The following is a 23,108-nucleotide window of genomic DNA, read 5'->3' as shown; positions in this document are numbered from 1 at the left end:
ATGCGACAGAATCCGAGCTTCACGCTCGCCGACGTGGCCGAGATCCGTCGGGTGATCGAGATGAACCCCTGGGCGACGATCATGAGTGCCGGGGACGACGGTCTCGTCGCTTCGCACTACGCGGTGGTCCTGGACGAGACGCGCGACGACCTCACCATCGTCGGGCACGTCGGACGCCCGGACGACCTCATCCACGGCATGGGGGAGCGCGAACTCCTCGTCGTGATCCAGGGGCCGCACGGCTACGTTTCGCCCGGCTGGTACGGCGACGTGCAGGCGGTGCCGACGTGGAATTACACCGCCGTGCACCTCGCCGGGGTGCCGGAGATACTCTCCGACGAAGAGAACCTCGTCGTGCTGGATCAACTCGTCGCACGATTCGAGTCGCGGATGCCGGAGCCGAAGCTGATGTGGGAGCGTCCGAACGATCCCGCCTACGTGGAACGGCTCGCGTCGGGAACGGTTGGATTCCGCTTGAGCCCGAGTCGCGTCGTCGCCAAGCGGAAGCTGAGCCAGAACAAGTCGCCGGACACGATCGAGACGGTGATCGCCGCGCTCACGGCAGACGGACCTTACGCGAACCCGGCTCTGGCCGCGGAGATGCGGCGCGCACAGGACGCGCGCCGGGGAGGGCAAAAGCAGTGACGGAACGCGGAGCTGCCATCGGCACGATCACGGCCGCACGGATCGCAGGGCCGGGTCGCGAGTTCTTGGTCGACGACGAGCCGGTCGACATCTTCATCGGGGATGGCCACATCGTCGATATCGCCCCGACCGGATCGCTGCCGGCGCAGGGCGAGGTTCTCGACGCCGAGGGCGCGTGGGCTATTCCCGGGCTCTGGGACAACCATGTCCACACCGTTCAGTGGGCGCTGACGTCGGAGCGCGCGCCGCTCGGTCACGCGGATTCGGCCGCAGCCGCAGCCGCGGCGATGAGTGGCATCGACGCGCTGACGGACGGCCGCCGCGTCGGCACGGGGTTCCGCGATGCGCTGTGGGCCGATCGGCCGTCGATCGAGCTTCTGGATGCCGCGACCGGCGCGGTGCCCACGTACCTGATCAACGCCGATGTCCACAGCGTCTGGCTGAACACTGCTGCACTCACCCGCGAGGGCTTCCGAAGTGACGACGGGATGTTGCGGGAGACAGATGCCTTCGAGATCTCCCGACGTCTGAATGCCGTCGACGCCGCGCACGGTGACCGTGCCATGTCTCGTGCCGGCGAGCAGGCCGCTGCACGAGGCGTCACCGGCCTCGTCGATTTCGACATGGCGTGGAGCGCAGAGGCATGGCCGAGACGCGTGCAGGCGGGATTCGCATCGCATCGTGTCGAGTTCGCGATGTACCCGTTCGACCTCGATCGAGCCATCACGGCCGGGTTGCGGACAGGAGAGCTCCGGGAGGAGTCCGGTGCGCCTGTCGCCGGACGCGGACTCATCCACGTCGGGCCACTCAAGATCATCACCGACGGGTCGCTGGGAACGCGTACGGCCGCTTGCTCGCACGCCTACCCCGGCGATCCTGACAACTTCGGGATGCTGACGGTGCCGTCGAACGAGCTCGTGGAGCTCCTGACCCGGGCGACCGGAGCGGGACTGGGCGTCGCCGTGCATGCGATCGGAGACCGGGCGATCACGTCGGCGCTGGATGCGTTCACGACCACGGGCGCTGTCGGCTCGATCGAGCACGTGCAGCTCGTGCGGCACACCGACCTGGCTCGGTTCGCGCGTCTCGGCGTCGTCGCCAGCGTGCAGCCGCAGCATGCCGTCGATGACCGCGATCTAGTAGACCGTCACTGGCGCGAGCAGACGGCCATCGGCTATCCACTGGCATCTCTGCAGGCTGCCGGAGCACAGCTGCGTTTCGGCTCGGACGCTCCCGTGGCTGAGCTCGATCCGTGGCACGCGATCTCTGCTGCCGTTTCGCGCACCGACGACGATCGAGCGCCCTGGCATCCGGAGGAGCGGCTCCCTCTCGACCGGGCGCTCGAAGCCAGTGTGCGTTCCGCACTACGACCCGGCGAGCCGGCGGACATCGTCCTCTGCGGGCGCGATCCGCGGACGGCGACCGGGGAGGCTCTGCGGTCGATGCCCGTTCTCGCGACCGTGCTGGCGGGACACGCCACCTTCGCGGGCTGACAGGTCTGATCGCATGACGAAGGGGTGACTCTCGGAGATCCGAGTGCCACCCCTTTGTCGTAGGTCAGGCGTCTTCTGCGATCAGGCGGCGATGTGCGAGACCAGGAACCAGCGGTCCTTCTCGAGGCCGCGCTGAATCTCGATGGCCACATCCTGGCTCGTCAGGTCGACCTCGTCGAGCCCCTCGACGGCGGCCTTGACGTCGACCAGAATCGCGTCGATGTCGGCGATCACGGCGCGGATCAGCTCGTCCGACTGGGTGAAGCCCGCGGGAACCGTGGTCGCACCGGCCTTCTCAGCCACTGCGCTCACACGCGCGTCGATCGGCAGCCCAAGGGCGACGATCCGCTCGGCGGCGGTGTCGGCGAAGTCGCCGGCGTGCGCGACGATCGTGTCGAGAAGCTCGTGGACGCCGACGAAGTTGGCGCCACGGACGTGCCAGTGCGCCTGCTTGCCGTTGACGGTCAGCGCCTGGAGGCCGAGCACCACAGGGGAGAGGAACTGGGCCGCCCCTGCAGCCACGGTCGGGTCGATGGCGGTGGTGGAAACGGTCTGTGCCTTGCTCATCTTGTGCTCCTCCGAAGGGAAATCGCGTATCTGATGTATGCAACGCTACTCAGGCTCAGACATTCCGCAAGCAAGCTGAGGCTCGGCTCACTTCCGCATGATTCCGCGGGCATTCGGGTAGCCTCACCTCATGAGCATCGCTGCCGGAGCTTCCGTCCTCGCCCTGCCGAACCGCAGTCCCTCCATCGATGACACGGTGTTCGTCGCGGATGGCGCCCGCATCGTCGGGGAGGTCTCGCTCGCGGCCGGCGCGAGCGTCTGGTACAACGCCGTGCTGCGCGGTGACTCCGCAGGGATCTTCATCGGCCGGGACTCGAACGTGCAGGACAACGTCTCGGTGCACGTCGATTCCGGCCACCCCGTGTTTGTCGGCGCCAAGGTGTCCATCGGTCACAATGCCGTCGTGCACGGTTGCACGATCGGCGATGGGACGCTCATCGGCATGGGTGCCGTGATCCTCAGCGGAGCGAGGATCGGCGCCGGGTGCCTGATCGCGGGCGGTGCGGTGGTGCTCGGCGAGACGGAGATCCCGGCCGGTTCGCTCGTGGCCGGTGTCCCCGCGAGGGTGCGCCGCACACTCAGCGAGGACGAGCGATCGCGTCTGATCGCGAACGCTGACACGTACCTCGACCACTCGCGCACCCACGCCGAGGCGACGCAGGCCTGAACGTGCCGACCGATAGGCTGGGGCGAGTACGGGGCGGTGGCCAAGCTGGTTAAGGCAGTGGGCTCATAACCCAACGATCGCGGGTTCAAGTCCCGCCCGCCCTACTCGTCGCCATCAGCAGCTTGTGAGTCGCCACGGGTGAGGAATAGCCGACAGGTGTGGCTCGTGACGAACGGCTCGAGGAGCTTCACCTCGAGCGGGCCGTCACTGTGCCGGAGGACATCACGCACCAATTGAGCGTGAACACCGCAGACGAGCTCCTGATCCGCGTCGAGCAGGTCATGATAGCGACACGGGGTGAGGTCGAACCGTAGCGTCTCCTCATCGACGACGGGGCTCAGGCCGGCATCATCGAGATGCTCGTAGAGCACGTCGACCTGACGCAACGCGTCGGCCTCGAGCCCGTGCGATGATTCACGCGACATCGCACGCAGCATGCGCCCCCGCGAGACTGCGCCTTCGACGCGTGCACGCGCCACGGTGCTCGACTCGGCGTCGCGAACAGGGTGAAACACCACCGGCGGCCGGCCGCGTCTGCCCAGCACCAGTGTTTCGCTGCGGATCAGCCCTTCGTCTTCGAGGACCCGAACATGATCCCGCACGGTGTTGAGGGGGATTCCGCTGTGCTCCGCCAGCTCACCTGCGGAGCGGCCCGGCGTCTGTTGGATGGCGTGGAGCAACTGGAGCCGACGGGGTTGTGTCAGCCCGCGAAAGTCATGGGCGCGGCGGGGCATGTGCCGAGAGTAGACGGGGAGGAGACCGTGCGTCCTCTGTTCGACCGGAAATAAACCGGTAGAACAGAATGCGATGTTCGCGACGACTCGGGATGGTGGAACAAACATCACGAGAAGGGCGGAAAGCCATGGGGCTCACACCAGAATCCGAGGCCATCGTTCGGGCGACCGCCGGTGTCGTCGCAGAGCATGCCGACGAGATCACCACTCTGTTCTACCGCGAGATGTTCGCGGTACACCCCGAACTGCTCCGAGTGTTCAACCGTGCGAATCAGGCGATCGGAGAGCAGCCGAAGGCTCTGGCGGCATCGATTGTCGCATTCGCCGTGCAGCTGATCGATCCCGAGGCGCCCGACTTCGCACCCGTGATGCGTCGCATCGCGCACAAGCATGTCTCACTGGGGATCAAGGCACGCCAGTACACGATCGTCGGTCATCACCTCCTCGATGCGGTCGGAACCGTGCTCGGCGACGCCGTCACGCCGGATGTCAGGGCTGCGTGGGACGAGGTGTACTGGCTCTTCGGGTGCTCGCTGATCGCCGAGGAGGCGAAACTCTACGCACTCGGCGGCACGGATCCCGAGCGTCCCTGGCGGAAGCACCGCGTGGTGGAACGGGTGGAGGAATCGGCTGACGTCGTGTCGCTGGTGCTCGCGCCCGTCTCCGGAGATGTCGCAACCCATCGCGCGGGGCAGTTTGTGACCATCGCCGTCGATCTGCCGGACGGTTCGCGTCAACCCCGCCAGTACACGATCTCGTCCGGGCCCCGCGGCGATTCGCTGCGTGTGACGATCAAGCGCGTGCGCGGAGGGGGAGACACGCCTGACGGTCAGGTTTCGACGTGGCTGCATGAGAACGCGCGTCCGGGAACGCTGCTCGACGTATCGCAACCTGCCGGCGACGTCATCGTGGACGACTCAGACAACCCGCTCGTCCTGGTGTCTGCCGGTATCGGAATCACCCCGGTCGCCGCGATCATCGACGACCTCTCCCGCCGCTTCCCGGCGCGTACCGTGCGGCTGTTCCATGCCGATCGCTCGCACGACACCCACGCACTGTACGCATCGTTGCGCAGGCAGGTGCTGGCCATGGACGATGCCCGTGCGCAGAACTGGTACCGGGAAGACGCGGGAACCGCGCCGACTCTCCGACCCGCGTTCGCGGGGCGGATGGACCTCGCCACCATCGAGCTGCCGGACGATGCCGACGTCTTCATGTGCGGACCACTGGATTTCATGCGCACGTGTCGATCGACGCTCCTGGCACGCGGCATCCCGCCGGAGCGGATCTCGTATGAGGTGTTCGGGCCGGATCTCTGGGCGCAGCAGCCGACGGCCGCGGCCGCCTGATCGTCGACCCGGAATAGGTCCGAGCGAGAACGAGGCCGCTGTCAAGCCCCTCCCTGGCGCTCTCCTCGGGCGAGATCCTTCCCACGTGCGGCATGGCGCCGCAGAACGGGAGGCACCATGAGCATCGGCAGCGGAATCGCGCTCTTCGTGATCGGAGCGATCCTCGTCTTCGCGGTGAACGTCGACATCCAATGGGTCGACCTCGACATGGTCGGGTACATCCTGATGGGTGCCGGCGTCGTCATCTTCCTCATCGGCATCGTGCTGCTCGCGCGGCGGCGTCGGACGGAGACCGTCTCGCGCACATTCGTCGACCCCGCGACGGGCGAACCCACGACTCGCCGATCCGTCAGCTCCAGCGGCGACGACGCAGTGTGAACGCTGCGGATGGTCTCCGACGATCCCGGTCGTCGGAGACCATCACTCCGCAGGGCTGCTCTCGAGATGCTCCTCGATGAGTGTGATGCCTCCGCTGGAACTCGCCGAGTGCGCGAGTTCCTCGATCCATTTCCGGCTCAGGTCCGGCGACTCCGGCTCCTGGAAGACGAACCGGAGCGGGATCGATGGGTGGAGCCAGAGCGTCGAGCGCCCAGGAGCGTCGCCCTCCGGGTGCCGCCATGAGAGCGTGAAGCTCTCGTTGCGACGCAGCTTGGTGGCGATGACGACTTTCAGGTGTGCGAGTGCGCGATCGTCGATCTGGATCGGGGTCTGTGCGTCGCCGTAGTACAGGCTCCCCATCAGCGAACGAACATCGCGATGGGACGGGGGGCAGGGATCATGCGACTCCTCGACGGCGTGGCCACGGACCGAGAGGCTCCGGGTAATCGAACTCTAGCCAACGACGCCAGCACGCACCGTACCGGGGTCACGAACCGCCGCAGAATGCGAACAGACTCTTCGCCCGGTGTCACACCGAGAGCACTGACGGTGGTGTGCCGAAGGCCTGCTGGTACGCCGTGGCGAAGCGGGACGAGTGGTTGAAGCCCCAGCGGCGGGCGACTTCGCCCACCGAGCGCCCGTCGCCGCTCTGGAGGTCTCTGCGTGCCCCCTCGAGTCGCGCCCGGCGGAGAGCTTGCGCGGGAGTGATGTCGAGGGCTCGCCGGAACGCGTACTGGAGCCCTCTCGTGGAGATGTAGGCAGCGGCTGCGACATCGTCGACCGTGATGGGCAGGTGCGCGTTCTCGTCGATATAGGCAAGGGCCCTGCGGACGGCGATCGGAGCCCCGGCCCGCTGGGCGGGGCGGCGCAGGGCCTCAGAGAAGGTCGTGGGGAACGCGGAGAGGGTCATCATCAGCGCATGGCGTTCGAGTTCGGCGGCGATCAGCGGATCGGAGCCCGAGAGGGCGAGTGCCTGGTCGACGTACGCGAACATCGACTCCCAGCGCCGCGCGTCGACGACTGAATGCGGCGCGAGTCCGGTCGTGCGCAGCGTCAGAGTGTCATCGCCGGTCAACCGTCGTGCCCGCTCTTCGGCTACGGGTCGATCGAAGACGAGAGCTCGGACGTCGGCCGACCGGTCCCACTTCGCCTCCACTCTGGTGCCGTCGGTGATCCACGGCGCTGCCGAAACCAAGCTGTTGCGCGCGGACCAGACGCGCGCATCCGGGGCGTCGACACGGCACACCAGGATCTGGTCGAGTGGTTCCGCCGTCGAATGCACTTGCGCCGCGAGCCGGTAGTTCACGAGCGTGACGCTGCGGAGCTCTTCGGACCGCCAGTCGAATCGGAATCGCCGAGGGTCGGCATCCTGAAGTGCTGCAGAGGGAACGAACTGCTGCCACGTGGACTCGACCTGCTCGATGTCGGTGGACGTGAACTGCATGGGTGCTCCTTGTTCCTCGCGCCGGGATCCCACTCGACGGCGCCTCTCTGGAGCGTAGCTCAGTGTGTCGACTACAGCGCACCTACGCTCGGGCGGGGGTTCGGCTCCCTCACTCCGCGGCGGTTCGCGTCGATCGCACCGGCCAGCTGCCGTCGATCGACTCCTCCGGATCGAGTCGGCCGATGCTCACGAAGTACTCCGTGAGGCTGGCAGCCTGCGAACGTGCCCACCCGATCTGACTCGTGTGCAGCTCTGCCGAGGTGGCGGGGAGGGCGAAGCGACGAGCGAGGGCTTGCGCCACGCGACCGGCGGCGATCGCATCCGCAGATGCCTCATGCGCACCTTCGAGCACGACCGCGTAATGGGCTGCGACCACTTCGAGTGTGCGTCGCCCACGGCGGTATCGGTCGTATGCCTTGTCGATCACGAGAGGATCGATGACGGGGGAGGGATCGGTCAGAGGGACGATTCCATGCCGGGCGGCCTCGTGCGCGAGCAGCGAGAAGTCGTATGCGGCGTTGTAGGCGACCACCGGCACGTTCTGCTCCAGCAGCGACCGCAGGGCCGCGGTGACCTCTGTGACGACTTCGGGCGACGGCCGTCCCTCCGCCCGAGCGTGTTCCGTGGTGATGCCGTGCACTGCAGTCGCACCCTCCGGAATCGGGACCCCTGGATCGGCGAGCCACGTGCGGGACGCGATCTGGCGTCCTGCGGCATCGAGGACACCGACGTACGCGGTGACCACGCGATCCGACTCGACATCGACGCCGGTCGTCTCCAGATCGAACACTCCGACACGGGTGAGCCACGCAGGAAGCGGGGGACCGGATGGCATGCCTTCACGCTATGCGCGGCCGCAGACATCCAGGAGAAGGCGCACGGCGACTCGTAGACTCGGAGCATGACCGTGCCTTCCCCCTATGCGGACCGCCTTCGTCGACTCCCCGTGCAGCGCCACGAGATCGAGGTGCGTGGAGCGACAACGGCGTACTGGGTCTACGGGCCGGAGAACGCGGAGACGACGGTAATCGCGGTGCATGGTTTCCGGGGTGATCATCACGGGCTCGAACCTGTGCTGGCGTACCTCCCCGAGGTGCGTGTGGTTGCGCCTGATCTTCCCGGGTTCGGCGAGTCGGCGCCCCTGCCCGGGCGCAGGCACGACCTGGACGAGTACGCCGGCTGGCTCGCCGACTTCGCAGCGGCGGTCGCTCCCGGCGCCGTCATCCTGGGCCACTCCTTCGGATCGATCGTGACCGCAGCGGCAGTCTCCCGAGGGCTGCGGACCCCGCGCCTGATCCTGCTGAACCCGATCGGGGCGCCGGCGCTGGAAGGACCGAAGGGGCTCATGACCCGCTTGGCCGTCTTCTACTACGCTCTCGGCGCCCGCCTTCCGGAGAGACTCGGCACGGCGCTGCTGCGCAACCGCATCATCGTCCGAGTGATGAGCGTCACGATGGCGAAGACCAGGGATTCCGCGCTCCGTCGTTTCATCCACGACCAGCACGACACATACTTCTCTCGGTTCTCGGACCGGGATGTGCTCCGAGACGCCTTCGTCGCGAGTGTCTCGCACGACGTCCGCGAATTCGCTCGCGAGATCGATGTTCCGACCCTGCTCGTCGCAGCAGAGCGTGACGACATCACTCCGATCGAGGCAGAACGGAAGCTGGCGGCACTGATCCCCGACGCGACACTCGTGGAGATCGCCGACGTGGGGCACCTCATCCACTACGAGACGCCGGCCGAGGCGGCGGGAGCCGTTCGTCGGTTCCTCAGGATTCCCGTCGCGCGAGGCCGATAAGACCGGCGACCCGGAACGGGATGACCTCGCCCATCGCGAGTGAAGTCTCCGTGCGCTCGACGCCTTCGATGGAGAGGATGCGGGCGTCGGTGTCGAAGAGATGTCGAGCGTCTCGGCACGCGACTCGGGCGAGCAGGTCGATCGAGCCGCTCAGACCGTGCGCCTGCACGACTTCGGGGATCCGCGCGAGTTCATTGATGATGCGGGGCAGCTCGGTCTGCCGGACGCCGATGCTCACGAACGCCTGCAGGGGGAAGCCCAGCACGTCCGGAGAGAAGGACCGCTCGTAGGAGAGGAAGATCCCGCTCTGCTCGAGGCGCGCCATCCGCGCCTGGATCGTGTTGCGGGAGAGCCCGAGATTCTCCGCCAGCGCGACGATGGTGATCCTCGGATCGTCGGCGAGGGCGGCGAGAAGCTCGAGATCGATGCGGTCCAGTCCTGGCATAGTGCCAAACCCTAGCAGTCGTAGTTCCCATCAAATTGAGCAACATGCTCAAGCGTCGCGAGAATGCTTGAGCGAGGTGTTCAGCAGACGTACTCTCAGAGCATGTCGGTGATGACGCCGGCATCAGCGTGCGGAGCCTCACGAGGGCCGCCGACGAGGAGGACGACGATGTCACCGCAGATCACCCCCATCGCAGACACAGCCCAGGATCTCGAGCTCTCAGAGCGCATCCTGGACCCGGACGGTCACCGGGTCTCGAACCCTCGGCTGGATCCGTTCGTCGCCGACGTCGATGCCGCGCAGCTGCGATCCCTGCTGAGGGACATGGTCATCCTCCGTCGCATCGACGCCGAGGGCGTCGCGCTTCAGCGGCAGGGCCAGCTGGGGCTCTGGGCTCCGTGTCAGGGACAAGAGGCGACGCAGATCGGAACCGCCCGGGCACTCGCCCCTGAGGACTACGTGTTCCCCAGCTACCGGGAGACCGGGGTCATCTACGCCCGTGGCGCCCAACCGGGCGACTATGTGCGCATGTGGCGCGGAGAAGAGGGCGCCGCGTACGACCCCGCAGCGCTGGGGGTCGCGCCTCTGCAGATCATCATCGGCGCACAGACCCTGCACGCGGTGGGCTACGCCCTGGGCATCCAACGCGACGGTGCCGACGAGGTCGCGGTGACGTACTTCGGAGACGGGGCGACGAGCCAGGGCGATGTCAACGAGGCGATGATCTTCGCGGCGTCCTACCAGGCGCCGGTGGTCTTCGTGTGCCAGAACAACCATTGGGCGATCTCCGAGCCGGTCGCCGTGCAGTCGCAGTACCCGATCGCGGGGCGCGCTCCGGGATTCGGGATTCCGAGCCTCCGGGTCGACGGCAACGACGTGCTCGCGTGCATGGCCGCCATGCGCTGGGCGTTGCAGCATGCGCGCTCCGGCAAGGGTCCGGCGTACATCGAAGCCGTGACCTATCGCATGGGGCCGCACACCACGGCCGACGATCCGACGCGCTATCGCGACGCGGAGGAGCTCGAGTCCTGGCGACGACGCGATCCGATCGCGCGGCTCGAGGCGCACCTCCGGGCCGGCGGCGAGCTCACAGACGAGCACGAGGCCGAAACTCAGGCCGCTGCCGACCTCGTCGCGAAGGAGATGCGGGCGGCATGCCTCGGAATGGTCACGCGTCCGCCGCTCGCCGTCTTCGACGGCGTCTACGCCGAGCCCCACACCGGCCTCGAGCGTCAGCGCAGCGAGTATGCCGCGTACCTGGCTTCCTTCGAGAGCGAGGCGTGAACATGACGGAGCTCACCCTCGGAAAGGCCCTCGGTGCCGGCCTGCGGCAGGCGATGCGCGACGATGACAAGGTCGTGCTCCTGGGCGAGGACATCGGCAAGCTCGGCGGTGTCTTCAGGATCACGGACGGGCTTCTCGACGAGTTCGGGGCAGCCAGAGTGATCGACACGCCGCTCGCCGAGTCCGGCATCGTCGGCATGGCCGTGGGCCTCGCCTTCCGCGGGTATCGTCCGGTCGTCGAGATCCAGTTCGACGGTTTCGTCTACCCCGCCTTCGACCAGATCGTCGCCCAGGTGGCCAAGCTGCACTATCGCACGCAGGGGCGTGTGAAGATGCCGATCACGATTCGAATCCCCTGGGCGGGAGGAATCGGCGCAGCCGAGCATCACTCCGAGTCTCCGGAGGCGTACTTCGTGCATACGGCGGGCATCCGGGTGATCGCAGTGTCGAACCCGGAAGACGCGTACCGGAGCCTGCGCCAGGCGATCGCATCCGATGATCCCGTGGTCTTCTTCGAGCCGAAGCGGCTGTACCACCACAAGGGAGACGTCGATCTCGAGGATCCTCTCGCAGACGCACCGCCGATGGGACTGGCACGCGTCGTGCGCACCGGGACCGATGCGACTCTGATCACCTACGGTGCGATGGTCTCCACCGCGCTGCAGGCTGCGGAGGCCGCGGAGGACGAGGGGATATCGCTGGAGATCATCGATCTGCGATCCCTCTCGCCCGTCGACTACGACTCGGTCGCCGCGTCGGTGCGGAAGACCGGACGAGTGGTCGTCGCCCATGAAGCGTCCCGCGAGGCCGGTGTCGCGGCCGAGGTGATCGCGAGCATCACGGAACGCTGCTTCGAGTATCTCGAGTCCGCACCGCTACGGGTCACCGGCCACGATGTGCCCTACCCGCCGGCGAAGCTCGAGAAGTATCACCTTCCGGACCTCGACCGACTCCTGGATGCGGTCGACCGAGTCCTCGATCGGCCGAACAGCCTGACAGGAGCAGAGGCATGATCGCGGAGTTCCGTCTTCCGGACCTCGGAGAGGGGCTGGCCGAGGCCGAGGTCGTGCAATGGCTGGTCGCTCCGGGGGACTCGGTCGCCCTGAACCAGACACTGGCCGAGGTCGAGACCGCGAAGGCCGTGGTTGAGTTGCCGTCGCCGTACGAAGGCACGGTGGCGACCCTGCACGCCGAAGCCGGCGAGACCGTCGCCGTGGGGGCCGCGCTGATCGACTTCGAGGTCGTCGGTGACGAGGAGACCGCTCCCGCGCCGGTGCCGGAATCGACGGAGAAGACGCAGCCGAACCTCGTCGGATACGGGGCCGCGCCCACCTCCACCGGACGACCTGCCCGTCGCGCACGCCGCACCGGGGCAGCACCAGCGGTGGTCGACACCTCCGTGCTCGAAGCCGCGCCGCACGACGCCACACCGTCCGCCGCGGTCGACTCCGTGGTGGAGCGACCGCGCTCGACACCGCCGGTCCGCGCGCACGCGAAGCGTCTCGGGATCGACCTGGTCCTCGTGGCCGCAGAGGTCGGAGATCGGCTGATCACACGCGCTGACGTCGATGGCTACGCCGAGCGGGTCGGAGTCCGCGGCCCAGCCTCAAGCGTCGTTCACACCGACCCAGTGTCGTCGTTCACCCCCGCGGTTCCCGGAGATGGAGCGCGCGAGACCCGCATCCCGATTCGCGGGGTCCGCAAGCACACGGCCGCGGCCATGGTGCAGAGCGCTTTCACGGCCCCTCATGTGACCGTCTTCCACACGGTGGACGTGACGGCGACCATGGATCTGCTGGCCGGACTCCGTGCGGACCGCTCCCTCGACGCGCATCGGATCGGACCGCTGGCGGTCGTGGCGAAGGCTGTGTGTCTCGCTCTGGGGCGCACCCCGGGGCTCAACTCCCGTTGGGACGAGGCCGCCGGTGAGATCGTCCAGCACCACTATGTCGACCTGGGGATCGCGGCCGCGACGGATCGTGGGCTCATCGTCCCGATGATCCGCGACGCGGAGCGGCTGACACTAATCGAACTGGCTGATGCCGTGCGGACTCTCGCCGAGGTCGCACGTTCGGGGAAGACCTCTCCGGCGGAACTCGCCGGAGGCACCTTCTCGATCTCGAACATCGGGGTGTTCGGTGTCGATGCCGGCACGCCCATCCTTCCACCCGGACAGTCCGGGATCCTCGCGGTCGGCGCGGTGCGTCGTCAGCCCTGGGAGTTCCGAGGAGAGATCGCCCTCCGTCAGATGATGACGCTCAGCCTCTCGTTCGACCACCGGCTCGTCGACGGCGCGGAAGGCGCGCGATTCCTCAAGGACGTCGCGGACCTCCTTGAGGAACCGGGTCGGGCGATGCTGCTCAGGTAGTCGCGCGAAGCGCGGCGTCCGCCATCGCGACCAGCACGGTCGCGGTGGCGGAATGCCGCCGTGCGGCCGCCCGCGTGCTGTGCGGCGTGGAGTTGATGAGGCCGAAGCAGGCTTGGACGCGAAGGCGCAGCTCTTCCTGATCCGCTCCGCTGTCGCCCGCGGGATGCAGGGGGGCGAGAGCATCCATCCAGAGCTCGATGTAGGCACGCTGCAGACGGCGGACGGCAGCTCGATCCGCTTCGGACAGATAGGCGACGTCGCGGTCCTGCACCTGGATGACCTCGGCATTCCCGAGCGCGAAATCGACATGGAACGCGATCAGCTCGCGCATCCGCTCATCGGGGGTCGGCGTGCTCTCCACCACCCGCCGCCCGCCGTTGATCAAGTCCTCGCTCACCTTGACGAGCACCGCGCCCAGCAATGCCTGTTTGCCGGCGAAGTGCCGGTAGACCGCCGGGCCGGACACGCCCACGGCGGCGCCGATGTCTTCGAGGCTCACGCCGCTGTATCCGCGCGCGGCGAAGAGCCGCGCGGCGGCCTGCAGGATCGCATCGGACCGTTCGGCCTTGGCGCGGTCTCGGGCGGTGACCGGGCTTGTCATCTCAGTTAATCCTCGCTAACCTGAATCAACGGGTTAGTGCACACTAACCGAATATGCATGCACCGCGCCAGGGCGTCGCCCGCGCGGACGTGAGTCGAGGAGGACATCACGATGCCCGCAACGCAGGAGTCCCTGGCGCAGGAGCTGCGGGAGCGCCTCACGGTCGCCGCCCGCGGGGGACCGGCCGCATCCCGTGAACGCCATGTGTCTCGGGGCAAGCTGTTGCCGCGAGATCGGGTCGCGCGGGTTCTCGACGAGGGCAGCCCGTTTCTCGAGGTCGCCCCCCTCGCAGCCGACGGCCTCTACGGAGGCGAGGCTCCCGGTGCCGGAGTCATCGCCGGTATCGGCCTCGTGCACGGCCGCCACGTCATGGTGATCTGCAATGACGCGACGGTCAAGGGCGGCACATACTTCCCGCTCACGGTCAAGAAGCACCTGCGCGCACAGGAGATCGCTCTCGAGAACAAGCTGCCGTGTCTGTACCTGGTCGATTCGGGAGGCGCATTCCTCCCGAAGCAGGATGAGGTGTTCCCCGATCGCGAGCATTTCGGGCGGATCTTCTTCAATCAGGCGCGGATGTCGGCCGAGGGGATTCCTCAGCTGGCGGCGGTACTCGGATCCTGCACCGCCGGCGGCGCGTACGTGCCCGCGATGAGCGACGAGACGGTCATCGTGCGCGGTCAGGGAACGATCTTCCTCGGCGGGCCGCCGCTGGTGAAAGCAGCGATCGGCGAGGTCGTGACCGCCGAAGAACTGGGCGGGGGAGAGCTGCACGCACGCCGGAGCGGTGTCGTCGACCATCTCGCGGAAGACGACGAGCACGCGCTCGAGATCCTGCGCGACATCGTCGCCACTCTTCCCGCTCCTGCGGCACCCGCATGGGAGGTCCTGAGCAGCCGCCCGCCATCCGAGCTGTCTAGTCTGTACGACGCCGTTCCCGTCGACGTGAACGCCGTGTACGACGTGCACGAGGTCATCTCGCGCCTCATCGACGGTGACACGTTCCTCGAGTTCAAGCCCGAGTACGGCACCACGCTGGTCACGGGATTCGCCCGACTCCACGGGCACCCCGTGGGCATCGTCGCGAACAATGGCGTGCTGTTCAGCGAATCCGCACTCAAGGGAGCGCACTTCATCGAACTGTGCGATCAGCGCGGGATCCCCCTGTTGTTCCTGCAGAACATCACGGGGTTCATGGTGGGCTCCGATGCCGAGGCGGGGGGAATCGCCAAGGACGGCGCGAAGATGGTCACGGCCGTGGCGAGCACGAGGGTGCCGAAACTCACCGTCATCATCGGGGGCTCGTTCGGCGCCGGCAACTACTCGATGTGCGGACGGGCGTACTCGCCGCGATTCCTCTGGACCTGGCCGGCGAGCCGCATCTCCGTGATGGGCGGAACACAGGCGGCATCCGTCCTCGCCACGGTCAAGGAAGACCAGTTGTCCGCGCGTGGCGAGTCGTGGAGCACCGAGGAGCGTGGCGAGTTCGAAGCACCCATCCGCGAGCAGTACGAGCGCCAGGGCGAGCCCTATTACGCCACGGCACGGCTGTGGGACGACGGCATCGTCGATCCCGCGCAGACCCGCGACCTGCTCGGGCTCGCGCTCGACGTCGTCGCCCGCAGTCCGCTGCCCGAACCGCGCTTCGGCGTCTTCCGGATGTGAGTGCCATGTCATCACCGACCGTTTCCTTCCACACCGTCCTCGTCGCCAATCGTGGCGAGATCGCCCGTCGAGTCATCCGCACCCTCCGCAACCTCGGGATCCGCAGCGTCGCCGTGTACAGCGACGCGGATGCGTCGGCGCCTCACGTCCGCGAAGCGGATCTGGCCGTACGGATCGGTCCTGCTCCTGCCGTCGAGTCCTACCTCGACATCGATGCGGTGATCGCCGCCGCCCGCAGCACCGGTGCACGGGCGATCCATCCCGGCTACGGGTTCCTCTCCGAGAGCGTCGGCCTCGCCGAGGCCTGCGCCGAGAGCGGCATCGTCTTCATCGGCCCCTCCGTCGATGCTCTGCAGATCATGGGAGACAAGGCCCGCGCCCGCGAGCATGTGCTGCGCCACGGAGTTCCGGTGGTCCCGGGCTTCGATGCCAAAGGCCTGTCCGACCACGAGATCGCCGAGGAGGCGGAGAACGTCGGCTACCCGTTGCTCGTCAAGCCCAGCGCGGGCGGTGGGGGAAAGGGCATGGAGGTCGTGACCGATCCCGCGGGGCTGCGCGGAGCGCTCGCCTCGGCTCGTCGGGTGGCGTCTGCGGCTTTCGGAGATGACTCGCTCATCCTCGAGCGTCTGATCCGTCGACCACGGCACATCGAGGTGCAGGTCTTCGGCGATGCCCACGGCACGGTCATCGCCCTCGGCGAGCGCGAGTGCACGCTGCAGCGTCGCCATCAGAAGGTCATCGAGGAGGCGCCGTCGGCGGGCATTCCCGCGCACACGAGGGAGCGGCTGCTCGAGGCGGCCGTTCTGGCAGCGGAGAGCGTCGAGTACGTCGGCGCCGGCACGGTCGAGTTCCTCATCGACGCCGACGCGCCGGACGAGGTCTTCTTTATCGAGATGAACACGCGACTCCAGGTGGAGCATCCCGTCACCGAGGAGGTCACCGGGCTGGATCTCGTCTCGCTCCAACTGCGAGTGGCCGACGGGCTTCCGCTGGACGTCACGCCGCGGTTGCGCGGCCATGCGGTCGAAGCGCGCGTGTACGCCGAGTCACCCGAGCGCGGCTTTCTGCCCTCCACGGGTACGGTCCTCCTGTTCGACCCGCCGCCCGGAGTGCGCGTGGATTCGGCGATCGAGACGGGGAGCGAGGTCACCGGTTTCTACGACCCGATGATCGCGAAGGTCGTCTCGTTCGCCGATGATCGTGAAGCCGCCCTCGCGCGCGTCGATGAGGCACTCGCACGAATGGTGGTCTTGGGCGTCGACACGAACATCGCCTTCCTGCGGACCCTCTGCCGACACGAGAGAGTGGTCGCGGGTGATCTCGACACCGGACTCATCGAGACGCTGCTGCCCTGGAAAGCGGAACGCCCGTCGCCCGCGCAGTTGGCTGCGGCGAGGAAGGTGTCGGCCACCGGAGCAGGGGAACCGCTGCGGACCACCGCGCTGTGGCGGGAGCGTCCAGGCTGGAGGCTGGGTGCCGCGGCCGTACCGGAGGCGACGTTCGCGGCCCTCACCGATGACGACGAAGAGGTTGAACTCGGCGCGGGGGAAGGGTCCGCCCCGCACGGGGTGGTGTATGCCGAGATGGACGCCGATGGCGCGGTCTGGGTGTCGGAGAGGGGCCGCACGGTGCGTCTGCGCCCGCTCGACAGGCGGCGCAGGACGCTTCATCGTCTCGCGCAGCGCGAAGCAGGATCGGCGAGGACCGAGCCTGAGGGGCGAGCGCCCATGCCGGGCAGCGTCGTTGCCGTGCTGGTTGCGAACGGGGATGCGGTCTCGGCCGGCGACCCACTCGTCGCGATCGAGGCGATGAAGATGGAGCACCAGGTGCTGGCACCCCGCGATGGCGTGGTGCACCTGCTGGTCGCGGTGGGCGATCAGGTGCGGCGTGACCAACCGGTCGCCCGCGTGACGACGGAGGAGAGTTGAACATGGAAGACCTGTCCGAGGAGGAGCGCGAGCTCGCCGCGATGGTGCGGGAGTTCGCGGACACGGTGGTCGCGCCGCAGTCGTATGAGGCCGACCGCACGCACACACTGTCGATGGACGTCGTCTCGCAGATGGGCGATCTCGGCCTGTTCGGTCTGCCGTTCCCCGAGGAGTACGGCGGTCAGGGCGGTGACTACATGGCGCTCGGCATCGCGATCGAGGCCCTGGGGCGGGTGGACCAGTCGATCGCGATCACACTCGAAGCCGGGGTGAGCCTCGGTGCCATGCCGATCTACCGCTTCGGTACCGAAGAGCAGCGGCAGGAGTTCCTTCCCGATCTGCTCGCGGGGCGGGCGCTGGCGGGCTTCGGCCTCACCGAACCGGAAGCCGGCAGTGACGCCGGCGCGACCAGGACCACCGCACGCCTCGAGGGCGACGAGTGGGTCATCGACGGCTCCAAGCAGTTCATCACCAACTCGGGCACCCCGATCACCCGCTTCGTCACGGTGACCGCCGTGACCGGGAACGAGAACGGGCGCAAGGAGATCTCCACGATCATCGTCCCGAACGGCACACCCGGTTTCACGGTCGAAGCTCCCTACGACAAGGTCGGTTGGAACGCCTCGGACACCCACCCCCTGACGTTCGAGGGGGCGAGGGTTCCTGCCGCGAACCTGTTGGGGGAGCGGGGGAGCGGCTTCCGGAGCTTCCTCAGCATCCTCGACGAAGGCCGCATCGCGATCGCCGCGCTCTCGACCGGAGCGGCCGAGGGCTGTCTGGAGGCCGCCGTCGAGTATGCAAAGAGCCGGACGATCTTCGGGGCGGCGCTGAGCACACGCCAGAATGCGCAGTTCACCCTGGCCCGCATGCGGGCGCGTGTTCACACCGCACGGCTCGCCTGGCATCACGCGGCGCGGCTGCGGGATGCGGGGAAGCCGTTCGCGGAGGCTGCAGCGATCGCCAAGCTGGTGGGCGGGGAGGCAGCGATGGACAACGCCAGAGACGCCACCCAGATCTTCGGGGGCAACGGCTTCATGAACGAATTCCCGGTCGCTCGCCACTACCGCGACTCGAAGATCCTCGAGATCGGCGAGGGCACCACCGAGGTCCAGCTGCTGGTCATCGCGCGCGGACTCGGACTCGCCGGGTAGCGTGGCCCCATGCGCCGTACCGAGCGACGAACGGAGTCGAAGTGACCACGCACGACATCCTCCAGAGGGGTCTGTATTACGAGGAGTTCATGGTCGATGCCCGTTACCTGCACCGCCCAGGCCGCACGGCGACCGAGGCCGACAACGTGCTGTTCACGACGCTCACCATGAACACGCAGGCGCTGCACCTCGACGCCGCGTTCGCCGATGCGCAGGACCCGTTCCGTGCGCGGCTGATGAATTCGATGTGGACGCTGTCGACGATGGTCGGCGCCTCTGTCGCGCAGCTGACGCAGGGCACACTGGTCGCACAGCTCGGGTTCGGCGACATCGTCTTCCCGCACCCGCTGTTCGCCGGCGACACCCTTTATACCGAGAGCGTCATCGTCGACAAGCGGCTGTCGTCCTCACGTCCGGGCCAGGGCATCGTGAAGATCGCGCACACCGGACGCAATCAGGACGACACGGTCGTGGCGACCGCGGTGCGGTCCGTCCTCGTCCACTGCCTCTCGGAAGGACTCGACAAGTGACTTTCGCTCTCGGGCCGGCCCTTCTGTTCTGCCCCGCGGATCGACCGGAGCGCTTCCGCAAGGCGCTGGACCGGGCGGACGCGATCATCCTCGACCTCGAAGATGCCGTCCTCCCCGAGGGGAAGGCCGTGGCGCGCCGAAATGTGATCGATGCAGACATCGACGCCGCGCGGGTCATCGTGCGCGTGAACGCGCCAGGCACCGAAGCGTTCACGGCCGATCTCGACGCACTCGCCGCGACGGACTTCCACACGGTGATGGTGGCGAAGACAGAGAGCGCCGAGAGCCTCGATGCGTTCGACCAGCGGTACTCGCTGATCGCGCTGTGCGAGACCGCGCGCGGCATCCATGCGGCCGACCGGATCGCCGCGCACCCCCGGGTGACCGCGATGATGTGGGGCGCAGAGGATCTCGTGGCCTCTCTCGGCGGAACCTCATCACGGAATACGGAGGGTGGCTATCGCGATATCGCCCGGTACGCCCGTGCTCGTGTCCTCCTCGAGTCCGGCGCGCACGGCAAAGCGGCCATCGACGCGGTGCACATCGACATCGACGACGCCGAGGGGCTGCAGCGCGAGGCGATGGACGCCGCCGCCTCGGGGTTCCAAGCCACGGCCTGCATCCATCCGAACCAGGTGACGGCGATCAGGGCTGCGTATCGGCCGGACGACCATGCGGTGTCCTGGGCGCGGGCGGTGCTCGCGGCTGCGGCCACGGAGCGCGGCGTGTTCCGCTTCGAGGGGCGCATGATCGACGAACCGGTGCTCCGGCACGCGCGATCGGTCGTCTCCCGCGTCAGCTGATCAGACGACCTGCGACTCCTCGAGGAGTCGCAGGTAGCCGGGCGCCGCGACGAAGCGGTGTGCGGACCCGTTGCGCAGAACCTCGCCGTCGCGGGGGAGCGTCCCACCGGAGACGTGATCGATCACGGCGCGGATCACGCCGCCGTGTGCCACCACGAGGACCGATTCCGCCTGCGGGGCCGAGCGACGTCGCGCTTCACGGGCGATCGCGTGGAGCGCAGCGATGGCACGCTCGCCGACCTGCTCCAGGGACTCCGCCCCCGGCACCTCGGCGTGCCAGTCGCCGTACGTCGAGATGTAGTCCTCGACCTGCAGGCCCTCACCGTCGCCGAACTCGCGTTCCCGGATGTCGGGGACCACGCCGACGACCTCGAGCCCGAGCCGGTCGGCGATGATCTCGGCCGTCTCCTTGGCGCGCAGCAGCGGACTGGTGTAGACCGCGTGATGCGTGCTGGCGGCGAGGTTCTCGGCCGCCCTCCGCGCATCTTCTCGCCCGGTCTCGTTCAACGGGATGTCGGTCGAGCCCTGGATTCGTCGAGCGAGGTTCCAATCGGTCTGGCCATGGCGGATGAGGGTGAGGTGGGTCACGAGAGCAGTTCCTGGAGTGCGGGGAGCACGTCGCTGGTGCCGGCGGCGATGGTGACATCAGCCCAGGCATCCGCACGCGTCGGCTCGCGGTTGACGATGATCAGAGGGATGTTGCGGCGTCTGGCGCGCTCGACCAGCCGCACGCCCGAGTTCACGACCAGTGAGGAGCCGGCGACGATGAGGGCGGAGCTGGAGCGCAGCAGCGACTCCGCAGCGCGGAACCGGTCCAGCGGGACGTACTCGCCGAAGAAGACGACGTCGGGTTTCAGCATTCCGCCGCACACCGTGCACACCGGCACGATGAAACCCTCGGTGGATTCGGGGAGGACGTCGCCGTCGGGACCGAGCGCCACGTTCTCCGGAATGGTGATCCAAGGGTTTTGCTCCTCGATCTGCACCGCGATGTCGCGGCGGTCGAAGACCTGACCGCACTGCAGGCAGAAGACGCGACGCATCGTGCCGTGCACTTCGATCACATGCGAGCTCCCGGCGCGCAGATGGAGCCCGTCGACGTTCTGGGTGATGACGCCCGAGACGTTCCCCGCGGCCTCGAGCTGTGCGAGAGCGAGGTGTCCTGCGTTGGGTTCCGCGCGCGCGAACGCACGCCAGCCGAGGTGGCCGCCGACCCAGTAGCGTCGTCGCGCTGCCTCGTCGCCCAGGTACGTCTGGATCGTCATCGGGTCGCTGCGGGTTCTGGCACCCTCTCCGCGATACGCGGGTATGCCCGAGTCGGTGGAGATGCCGGCGCCGGTCAAGAGGGCGATGCGCCTGCCACGCAGCAACTCGACGGCGTGGGAGATGGCGGCCGACAGCTCGGCGGTGTTCGAGACGCTCACAGGACCTCCTCGAGCGAGTCTACGACGTGGAGCGGGGACCGGCCTCGTGGCGCAGGTCGTGTGCAGCGCCCGGGAGCCGTCGGAGCGGAGGTGCGAGCAGTGGCAGAGTGGGACGCATGCGACTGGTGCCTGTGACCGATGCCGACGATCCGCGCCTCGACGACTACCGCGGGCTCACCGACACCGCGCTGCGCACCATCCGTGAACCGGCGGGCGGGCTGTACATCGCGGAGTCGACGAAGGTCATCGCCCGTGCGGTGGCAGCCGGGCATCGTCCGCGCTCTGTGCTGGTGCAGGAGCGCCGCGTGGGGGACATCCGTGGAATCGTCGGCGATCTCGACGTGCCCGTGTACGTCGTCCCGGACGATGTGGCGGAATCGGTGACCGGCTTCGCCGTACACCGTGGAACGATCGCGTCGATGCACCGACCGGAGCTGCCGACGGTTCGAGACGTGATCGACGGCGCCTCCGTCGTCCTGATCCTCGAGAACATCGGCGATCACACGAACGTCGGTGCCGCGTTCCGTGCGGCGGCCGGTCTCGGCGCCGATGCCGTTCTGGTGTCGCCGGGTGGTGCCGATCCGCTGTATCGGCGCAGCGTGCGCGTGAGCATGGGGACGGTCTTCCAGGTCCCGTGGACGCGGATCACCGATTGGGATGCTGCCGTCGCAGACCTTCATGCCGCGCGTTTCGACATCGCGGCGCTGGCGCTGCGCGACGATGCGGTGACACTCGACGCCTACGTCGCCGACCGCCCCGAGCGCGTCGCCCTCGTCATGGGCTCGGAGGGCGACGGTCTCTCCCGCACGGTGATCGACAGCGCCGACACCGTCGTCACGATCCCGATGTCCGGCGGCGTCGACTCGCTGAACGTCGCCTCCGCAGCAGCCGTGGCGCTGTGGGCAGTGAAGGGCTGAGAAGCTTCAGTCGCGCTCCGGGAAGATGACCGGCGAGGGATCAGGACGCTTCGCCGCCAGGTTGTCGCCCGACGACTGGTGCCGCAGACGACGCAGAACCCAGGGCATCAGGTGCTCGCGGGCCCACCCGAGGTCCTCCGATCGCGCCTCGCGCCACGTCCGCAGCGGGTACGGCTCGGGCTGCATGGCCTCGAGATCGTTCGGGACGTTCAGCGCACGGAGCGCCATGCGTGCGACCTCGTGGTGGCCGAGGGCGTTGAAGTGCAGCCGATCGTCGTCGAAGAACCGCATGTCCTGGACGACCTTGAGGGCCCACTGATCCGCGACGATGCAGTCGTGACGCTCCGCGATCGCCCGGACGTTCTCGTTGTAGATGGCGACCTTTCCGCGGAAGGCACGGAACACCGGAGTGAAACCCGTGTCGATGCCGGTGAACAGGAGGACGGCCGCTCCAGTGGACGCGAGGCGTGCCACGGCATCCTCGAGCTGACTCGCGATGGCGTCGGGGTCGGTGCCCGGGCGGATCACGTCGTTTCCCCCGGCGCAGATCGAGACGAGGTCGGGACGCAGCGCGACGGCCGGTTCGATCTGGTCTGCGACGATCTGCGCGATGAGCTTCCCGCGGACGGCGAGATTCGCGTAGGCGAAGTCGTCCACCTGGGCGGCGAGCACCTCTGCCACCCGGTCGGCCCAGCCGCGGTGGCTGCCGGGGTGCGCCGGATCCGGGTCGCCGATGCCCTCCGTGAACGAGTCTCCGACGGCGACGAAGCGTCGCCACGGGTGAGCGGTCTCGTTGGGCATGTACGGGGTCCGAGTCGAATCCTGGTCGGTCATCCAGCTCTCCTTCGCGAACGTCTGCCCGGGCGGCGGTGGCCGCAGCGCAGTGACCGAGCCTACCCGCACGCGCCGGCCCG

25 protein-coding genes and 1 tRNA gene are annotated in these 23,108 nt (G+C 67.9%); 16 read left to right on the top strand and 10 right to left on the bottom strand.

Annotated elements, in window-relative coordinates:
- Positions 1–645 (top strand): FMN-binding negative transcriptional regulator, encoded by a 645-nt coding sequence (locus J7E45_RS01040; protein ID WP_215066545.1) that lies wholly within the window; start codon positions 1–3, stop codon positions 643–645.
- Positions 642–2,138, top strand: coding sequence for an amidohydrolase (locus J7E45_RS01035; protein WP_215066543.1), 1,497 nt, complete (start codon positions 642–644; stop codon positions 2,136–2,138). Before J7E45_RS01040 ends, J7E45_RS01035 begins: the two co-directional genes overlap by 4 nt.
- An 81-nt stretch (positions 2,139–2,219) precedes the next feature.
- Here J7E45_RS01035 and J7E45_RS01030 read toward each other — a convergent pair whose 3' ends face one another.
- Positions 2,220–2,705 carry a Dps family protein gene (locus J7E45_RS01030; protein ID WP_029263436.1) on the bottom strand — a complete coding sequence of 162 codons (486 nt, stop codon included), beginning with the start codon at positions 2,703–2,705 and terminating at the stop codon, positions 2,220–2,222.
- A gap of 130 nt (positions 2,706–2,835) precedes the next feature.
- Between J7E45_RS01030 and J7E45_RS01025 the strand changes: the two genes are divergently transcribed.
- Together J7E45_RS01025 and J7E45_RS01020 are read left to right on the top strand one after the other, a co-directional pair.
- On the top strand, positions 2,836–3,372 hold the full coding sequence (locus tag J7E45_RS01025) for a gamma carbonic anhydrase family protein (RefSeq protein ID WP_215066541.1): 537 nt from the start codon (positions 2,836–2,838) through the stop codon (positions 3,370–3,372).
- Between the two features lie 30 nt (positions 3,373–3,402).
- Positions 3,403–3,476: transfer RNA gene (locus tag J7E45_RS01020), tRNA-Ile, on the top strand.
- On the opposite strand, the gene J7E45_RS01015 is transcribed toward J7E45_RS01020, so the two are convergent.
- On the bottom strand, positions 3,474–4,106 hold the full coding sequence (locus J7E45_RS01015; protein ID WP_167381651.1) for a helix-turn-helix domain-containing protein: 633 nt from the start codon (positions 4,104–4,106) through the stop codon (positions 3,474–3,476). The genes J7E45_RS01020 and J7E45_RS01015 overlap by 3 nt on opposite strands.
- A 128-nt stretch (positions 4,107–4,234) precedes the next feature.
- Between J7E45_RS01015 and J7E45_RS01010 the strand changes: the two genes are divergently transcribed.
- Together J7E45_RS01010 and J7E45_RS01005 are read left to right on the top strand one after the other, a co-directional pair.
- Positions 4,235–5,455 carry a globin domain-containing protein gene (locus J7E45_RS01010; protein WP_215066539.1) on the top strand — a complete coding sequence of 407 codons (1,221 nt, stop codon included), beginning with the start codon at positions 4,235–4,237 and terminating at the stop codon, positions 5,453–5,455.
- Positions 5,456–5,572: 117 nt separating this feature from the next.
- The gene (locus tag J7E45_RS01005; RefSeq protein ID WP_029263432.1) at positions 5,573–5,833 is read left to right on the top strand and encodes a DUF6458 family protein; all 261 of its coding nucleotides are present in this window, start codon (positions 5,573–5,575) and stop codon (positions 5,831–5,833) included.
- A gap of 42 nt (positions 5,834–5,875) precedes the next feature.
- Here J7E45_RS01005 and J7E45_RS01000 read toward each other — a convergent pair whose 3' ends face one another.
- The 3 genes from J7E45_RS01000 to J7E45_RS00990 all read right to left on the bottom strand — a co-directional run bounded on the left by J7E45_RS01000 (position 5,876) and on the right by J7E45_RS00990 (position 8,112).
- Positions 5,876–6,193, bottom strand: coding sequence for a hypothetical protein (locus tag J7E45_RS01000; protein ID WP_091036234.1), 318 nt, complete (start codon positions 6,191–6,193; stop codon positions 5,876–5,878).
- Between the two features lie 169 nt (positions 6,194–6,362).
- Positions 6,363–7,277, bottom strand: coding sequence for a helix-turn-helix transcriptional regulator (locus J7E45_RS00995; protein WP_215066536.1), 915 nt, complete (start codon positions 7,275–7,277; stop codon positions 6,363–6,365).
- A 109-nt stretch (positions 7,278–7,386) separates the two neighbouring features.
- Positions 7,387–8,112, bottom strand: coding sequence for a 3'-5' exonuclease (locus J7E45_RS00990; protein ID WP_215066534.1), 726 nt, complete (start codon positions 8,110–8,112; stop codon positions 7,387–7,389).
- A 66-nt stretch (positions 8,113–8,178) separates the two neighbouring features.
- Between J7E45_RS00990 and J7E45_RS00985 the strand changes: the two genes are divergently transcribed.
- Positions 8,179–9,078, top strand: coding sequence for an alpha/beta fold hydrolase (locus J7E45_RS00985; RefSeq protein ID WP_215066532.1), 900 nt, complete (start codon positions 8,179–8,181; stop codon positions 9,076–9,078).
- On the opposite strand, the gene J7E45_RS00980 is transcribed toward J7E45_RS00985, so the two are convergent.
- Positions 9,050–9,523, bottom strand: coding sequence for an Lrp/AsnC family transcriptional regulator (locus J7E45_RS00980; protein WP_091036247.1), 474 nt, complete (start codon positions 9,521–9,523; stop codon positions 9,050–9,052). The genes J7E45_RS00985 and J7E45_RS00980 overlap by 29 nt on opposite strands.
- A 168-nt stretch (positions 9,524–9,691) precedes the next feature.
- On the opposite strand from J7E45_RS00980, the gene pdhA reads away from it, so the two are divergent.
- From pdhA to J7E45_RS00965, 3 genes are read left to right on the top strand one after another with little or no spacing between them, the layout of a single operon-like run.
- Positions 9,692–10,807 carry a pyruvate dehydrogenase (acetyl-transferring) E1 component subunit alpha gene (pdhA, locus tag J7E45_RS00975; protein WP_215066530.1) on the top strand — a complete coding sequence of 372 codons (1,116 nt, stop codon included), beginning with the start codon at positions 9,692–9,694 and terminating at the stop codon, positions 10,805–10,807.
- 2 nt (positions 10,808–10,809) lie between these two features.
- Entirely contained in the window at positions 10,810–11,820 is a 1,011-nt protein-coding gene (locus J7E45_RS00970) for an alpha-ketoacid dehydrogenase subunit beta (RefSeq protein ID WP_251053339.1), read from the top strand.
- Positions 11,817–13,175, top strand: a complete 1,359-nt coding sequence (locus tag J7E45_RS00965; RefSeq protein ID WP_215066526.1) for a dihydrolipoamide acetyltransferase family protein — start codon at positions 11,817–11,819, stop codon at positions 13,173–13,175. The genes J7E45_RS00970 and J7E45_RS00965 overlap by 4 nt, the downstream gene beginning before the upstream one ends.
- On the opposite strand, the gene J7E45_RS00960 is transcribed toward J7E45_RS00965, so the two are convergent.
- The gene (locus tag J7E45_RS00960) at positions 13,168–13,776 is read right to left on the bottom strand and encodes a TetR/AcrR family transcriptional regulator (RefSeq protein WP_215066524.1); all 609 of its coding nucleotides are present in this window, start codon (positions 13,774–13,776) and stop codon (positions 13,168–13,170) included. The two genes, J7E45_RS00965 and J7E45_RS00960, sit on opposite strands and share 8 nt — an antisense overlap.
- Before the next feature lie 111 nt (positions 13,777–13,887).
- Here J7E45_RS00960 and J7E45_RS00955 point away from each other — a divergent pair, with 111 nt between their 5' ends.
- The 5 genes from J7E45_RS00955 to J7E45_RS00935 are packed head-to-tail and all read left to right on the top strand — an operon-like array spanning position 13,888 to position 19,853.
- Positions 13,888–15,441, top strand: a complete 1,554-nt coding sequence (locus J7E45_RS00955; protein WP_215066521.1) for a carboxyl transferase domain-containing protein — start codon at positions 13,888–13,890, stop codon at positions 15,439–15,441.
- Positions 15,442–15,446: 5 nt separating this feature from the next.
- The gene (locus J7E45_RS00950; RefSeq protein WP_215066519.1) at positions 15,447–17,369 is read left to right on the top strand and encodes a biotin carboxylase N-terminal domain-containing protein; all 1,923 of its coding nucleotides are present in this window, start codon (positions 15,447–15,449) and stop codon (positions 17,367–17,369) included.
- A gap of 2 nt (positions 17,370–17,371) precedes the next feature.
- Positions 17,372–18,520, top strand: a complete 1,149-nt coding sequence (locus tag J7E45_RS00945) for an acyl-CoA dehydrogenase family protein (protein ID WP_091036265.1) — start codon at positions 17,372–17,374, stop codon at positions 18,518–18,520.
- A gap of 41 nt (positions 18,521–18,561) precedes the next feature.
- Positions 18,562–19,050 carry a MaoC family dehydratase gene (locus J7E45_RS00940; RefSeq protein ID WP_091036267.1) on the top strand — a complete coding sequence of 163 codons (489 nt, stop codon included), beginning with the start codon at positions 18,562–18,564 and terminating at the stop codon, positions 19,048–19,050.
- Complete coding sequence (locus J7E45_RS00935) at positions 19,047–19,853, top strand: CoA ester lyase (protein ID WP_091036270.1); 807 nt, start codon at positions 19,047–19,049, stop codon at positions 19,851–19,853. The genes J7E45_RS00940 and J7E45_RS00935 overlap by 4 nt, the downstream gene beginning before the upstream one ends.
- On the opposite strand, the gene J7E45_RS00930 is transcribed toward J7E45_RS00935, so the two are convergent.
- Positions 19,854–20,441 carry a histidine phosphatase family protein gene (locus J7E45_RS00930; RefSeq protein ID WP_091036272.1) on the bottom strand — a complete coding sequence of 196 codons (588 nt, stop codon included), beginning with the start codon at positions 20,439–20,441 and terminating at the stop codon, positions 19,854–19,856.
- Entirely contained in the window at positions 20,438–21,277 is an 840-nt protein-coding gene (locus J7E45_RS00925; protein WP_215066517.1) for a Sir2 family NAD-dependent protein deacetylase, read from the bottom strand. The genes J7E45_RS00930 and J7E45_RS00925 overlap by 4 nt, the downstream gene beginning before the upstream one ends.
- Positions 21,278–21,393: 116 nt before the next feature.
- Between J7E45_RS00925 and J7E45_RS00920 the strand changes: the two genes are divergently transcribed.
- Positions 21,394–22,194, top strand: coding sequence for an RNA methyltransferase (locus J7E45_RS00920; RefSeq protein ID WP_215066514.1), 801 nt, complete (start codon positions 21,394–21,396; stop codon positions 22,192–22,194).
- A gap of 6 nt (positions 22,195–22,200) precedes the next feature.
- Here the strand turns inward: J7E45_RS00920 and J7E45_RS00915 are convergent, their stop codons facing one another.
- A complete protein-coding gene (locus J7E45_RS00915) occupies positions 22,201–23,028 on the bottom strand; it encodes an SGNH/GDSL hydrolase family protein (RefSeq protein WP_167633482.1) in 828 nt (275 codons plus the stop codon).
- Positions 23,029–23,108: the final 80 nt, after the last annotated feature.

It is taken from the genome of Microbacterium sp. ISL-59 (genome assembly GCF_018613945.1).
Lineage (GTDB): Bacteria > Actinomycetota > Actinomycetes > Actinomycetales > Microbacteriaceae > Microbacterium > Microbacterium oxydans_B.
This window is presented reverse-complemented; position numbering and strand designations above follow the sequence as displayed.

Bases quoted from the DNA above. Each gene is read 5' to 3' on its own strand.
- J7E45_RS01040 (WP_215066545.1), top strand. From the start codon at position 1: ATGCGACAGAATCCGAGCTTCACGCTCGCCGACGTGGCCGAGATCCGT.
- J7E45_RS01030 (WP_029263436.1), bottom strand. From the start codon at position 2,705: ATGAGCAAGGCACAGACCGTTTCCACCACCGCCATCGACCCGACCGTG.
- J7E45_RS01025 (WP_215066541.1), top strand. From the start codon at position 2,836: ATGAGCATCGCTGCCGGAGCTTCCGTCCTCGCCCTGCCGAACCGCAGT.
- J7E45_RS01015 (WP_167381651.1), bottom strand. From the start codon at position 4,106: ATGCCCCGCCGCGCCCATGACTTTCGCGGGCTGACACAACCCCGTCGG.
- J7E45_RS01010 (WP_215066539.1), top strand. From the start codon at position 4,235: ATGGGGCTCACACCAGAATCCGAGGCCATCGTTCGGGCGACCGCCGGT.
- J7E45_RS01005 (WP_029263432.1), top strand. From the start codon at position 5,573: ATGAGCATCGGCAGCGGAATCGCGCTCTTCGTGATCGGAGCGATCCTC.
- J7E45_RS01000 (WP_091036234.1), bottom strand. From the start codon at position 6,193: ATGGGGAGCCTGTACTACGGCGACGCACAGACCCCGATCCAGATCGAC.
- J7E45_RS00995 (WP_215066536.1), bottom strand. From the start codon at position 7,277: ATGCAGTTCACGTCCACCGACATCGAGCAGGTCGAGTCCACGTGGCAG.
- J7E45_RS00990 (WP_215066534.1), bottom strand. From the start codon at position 8,112: ATGCCATCCGGTCCCCCGCTTCCTGCGTGGCTCACCCGTGTCGGAGTG.
- J7E45_RS00985 (WP_215066532.1), top strand. From the start codon at position 8,179: ATGACCGTGCCTTCCCCCTATGCGGACCGCCTTCGTCGACTCCCCGTG.
- J7E45_RS00980 (WP_091036247.1), bottom strand. From the start codon at position 9,523: ATGCCAGGACTGGACCGCATCGATCTCGAGCTTCTCGCCGCCCTCGCC.
- pdhA (WP_215066530.1), top strand. From the start codon at position 9,692: ATGTCACCGCAGATCACCCCCATCGCAGACACAGCCCAGGATCTCGAG.
- J7E45_RS00970 (WP_251053339.1), top strand. From the start codon at position 10,810: ATGACGGAGCTCACCCTCGGAAAGGCCCTCGGTGCCGGCCTGCGGCAG.
- J7E45_RS00965 (WP_215066526.1), top strand. From the start codon at position 11,817: ATGATCGCGGAGTTCCGTCTTCCGGACCTCGGAGAGGGGCTGGCCGAG.
- J7E45_RS00960 (WP_215066524.1), bottom strand. From the start codon at position 13,776: ATGACAAGCCCGGTCACCGCCCGAGACCGCGCCAAGGCCGAACGGTCC.
- J7E45_RS00955 (WP_215066521.1), top strand. From the start codon at position 13,888: ATGCCCGCAACGCAGGAGTCCCTGGCGCAGGAGCTGCGGGAGCGCCTC.
- J7E45_RS00950 (WP_215066519.1), top strand. From the start codon at position 15,447: ATGTCATCACCGACCGTTTCCTTCCACACCGTCCTCGTCGCCAATCGT.
- J7E45_RS00945 (WP_091036265.1), top strand. From the start codon at position 17,372: ATGGAAGACCTGTCCGAGGAGGAGCGCGAGCTCGCCGCGATGGTGCGG.
- J7E45_RS00920 (WP_215066514.1), top strand. From the start codon at position 21,394: ATGCGACTGGTGCCTGTGACCGATGCCGACGATCCGCGCCTCGACGAC.
- J7E45_RS00915 (WP_167633482.1), bottom strand. From the start codon at position 23,028: ATGACCGACCAGGATTCGACTCGGACCCCGTACATGCCCAACGAGACC.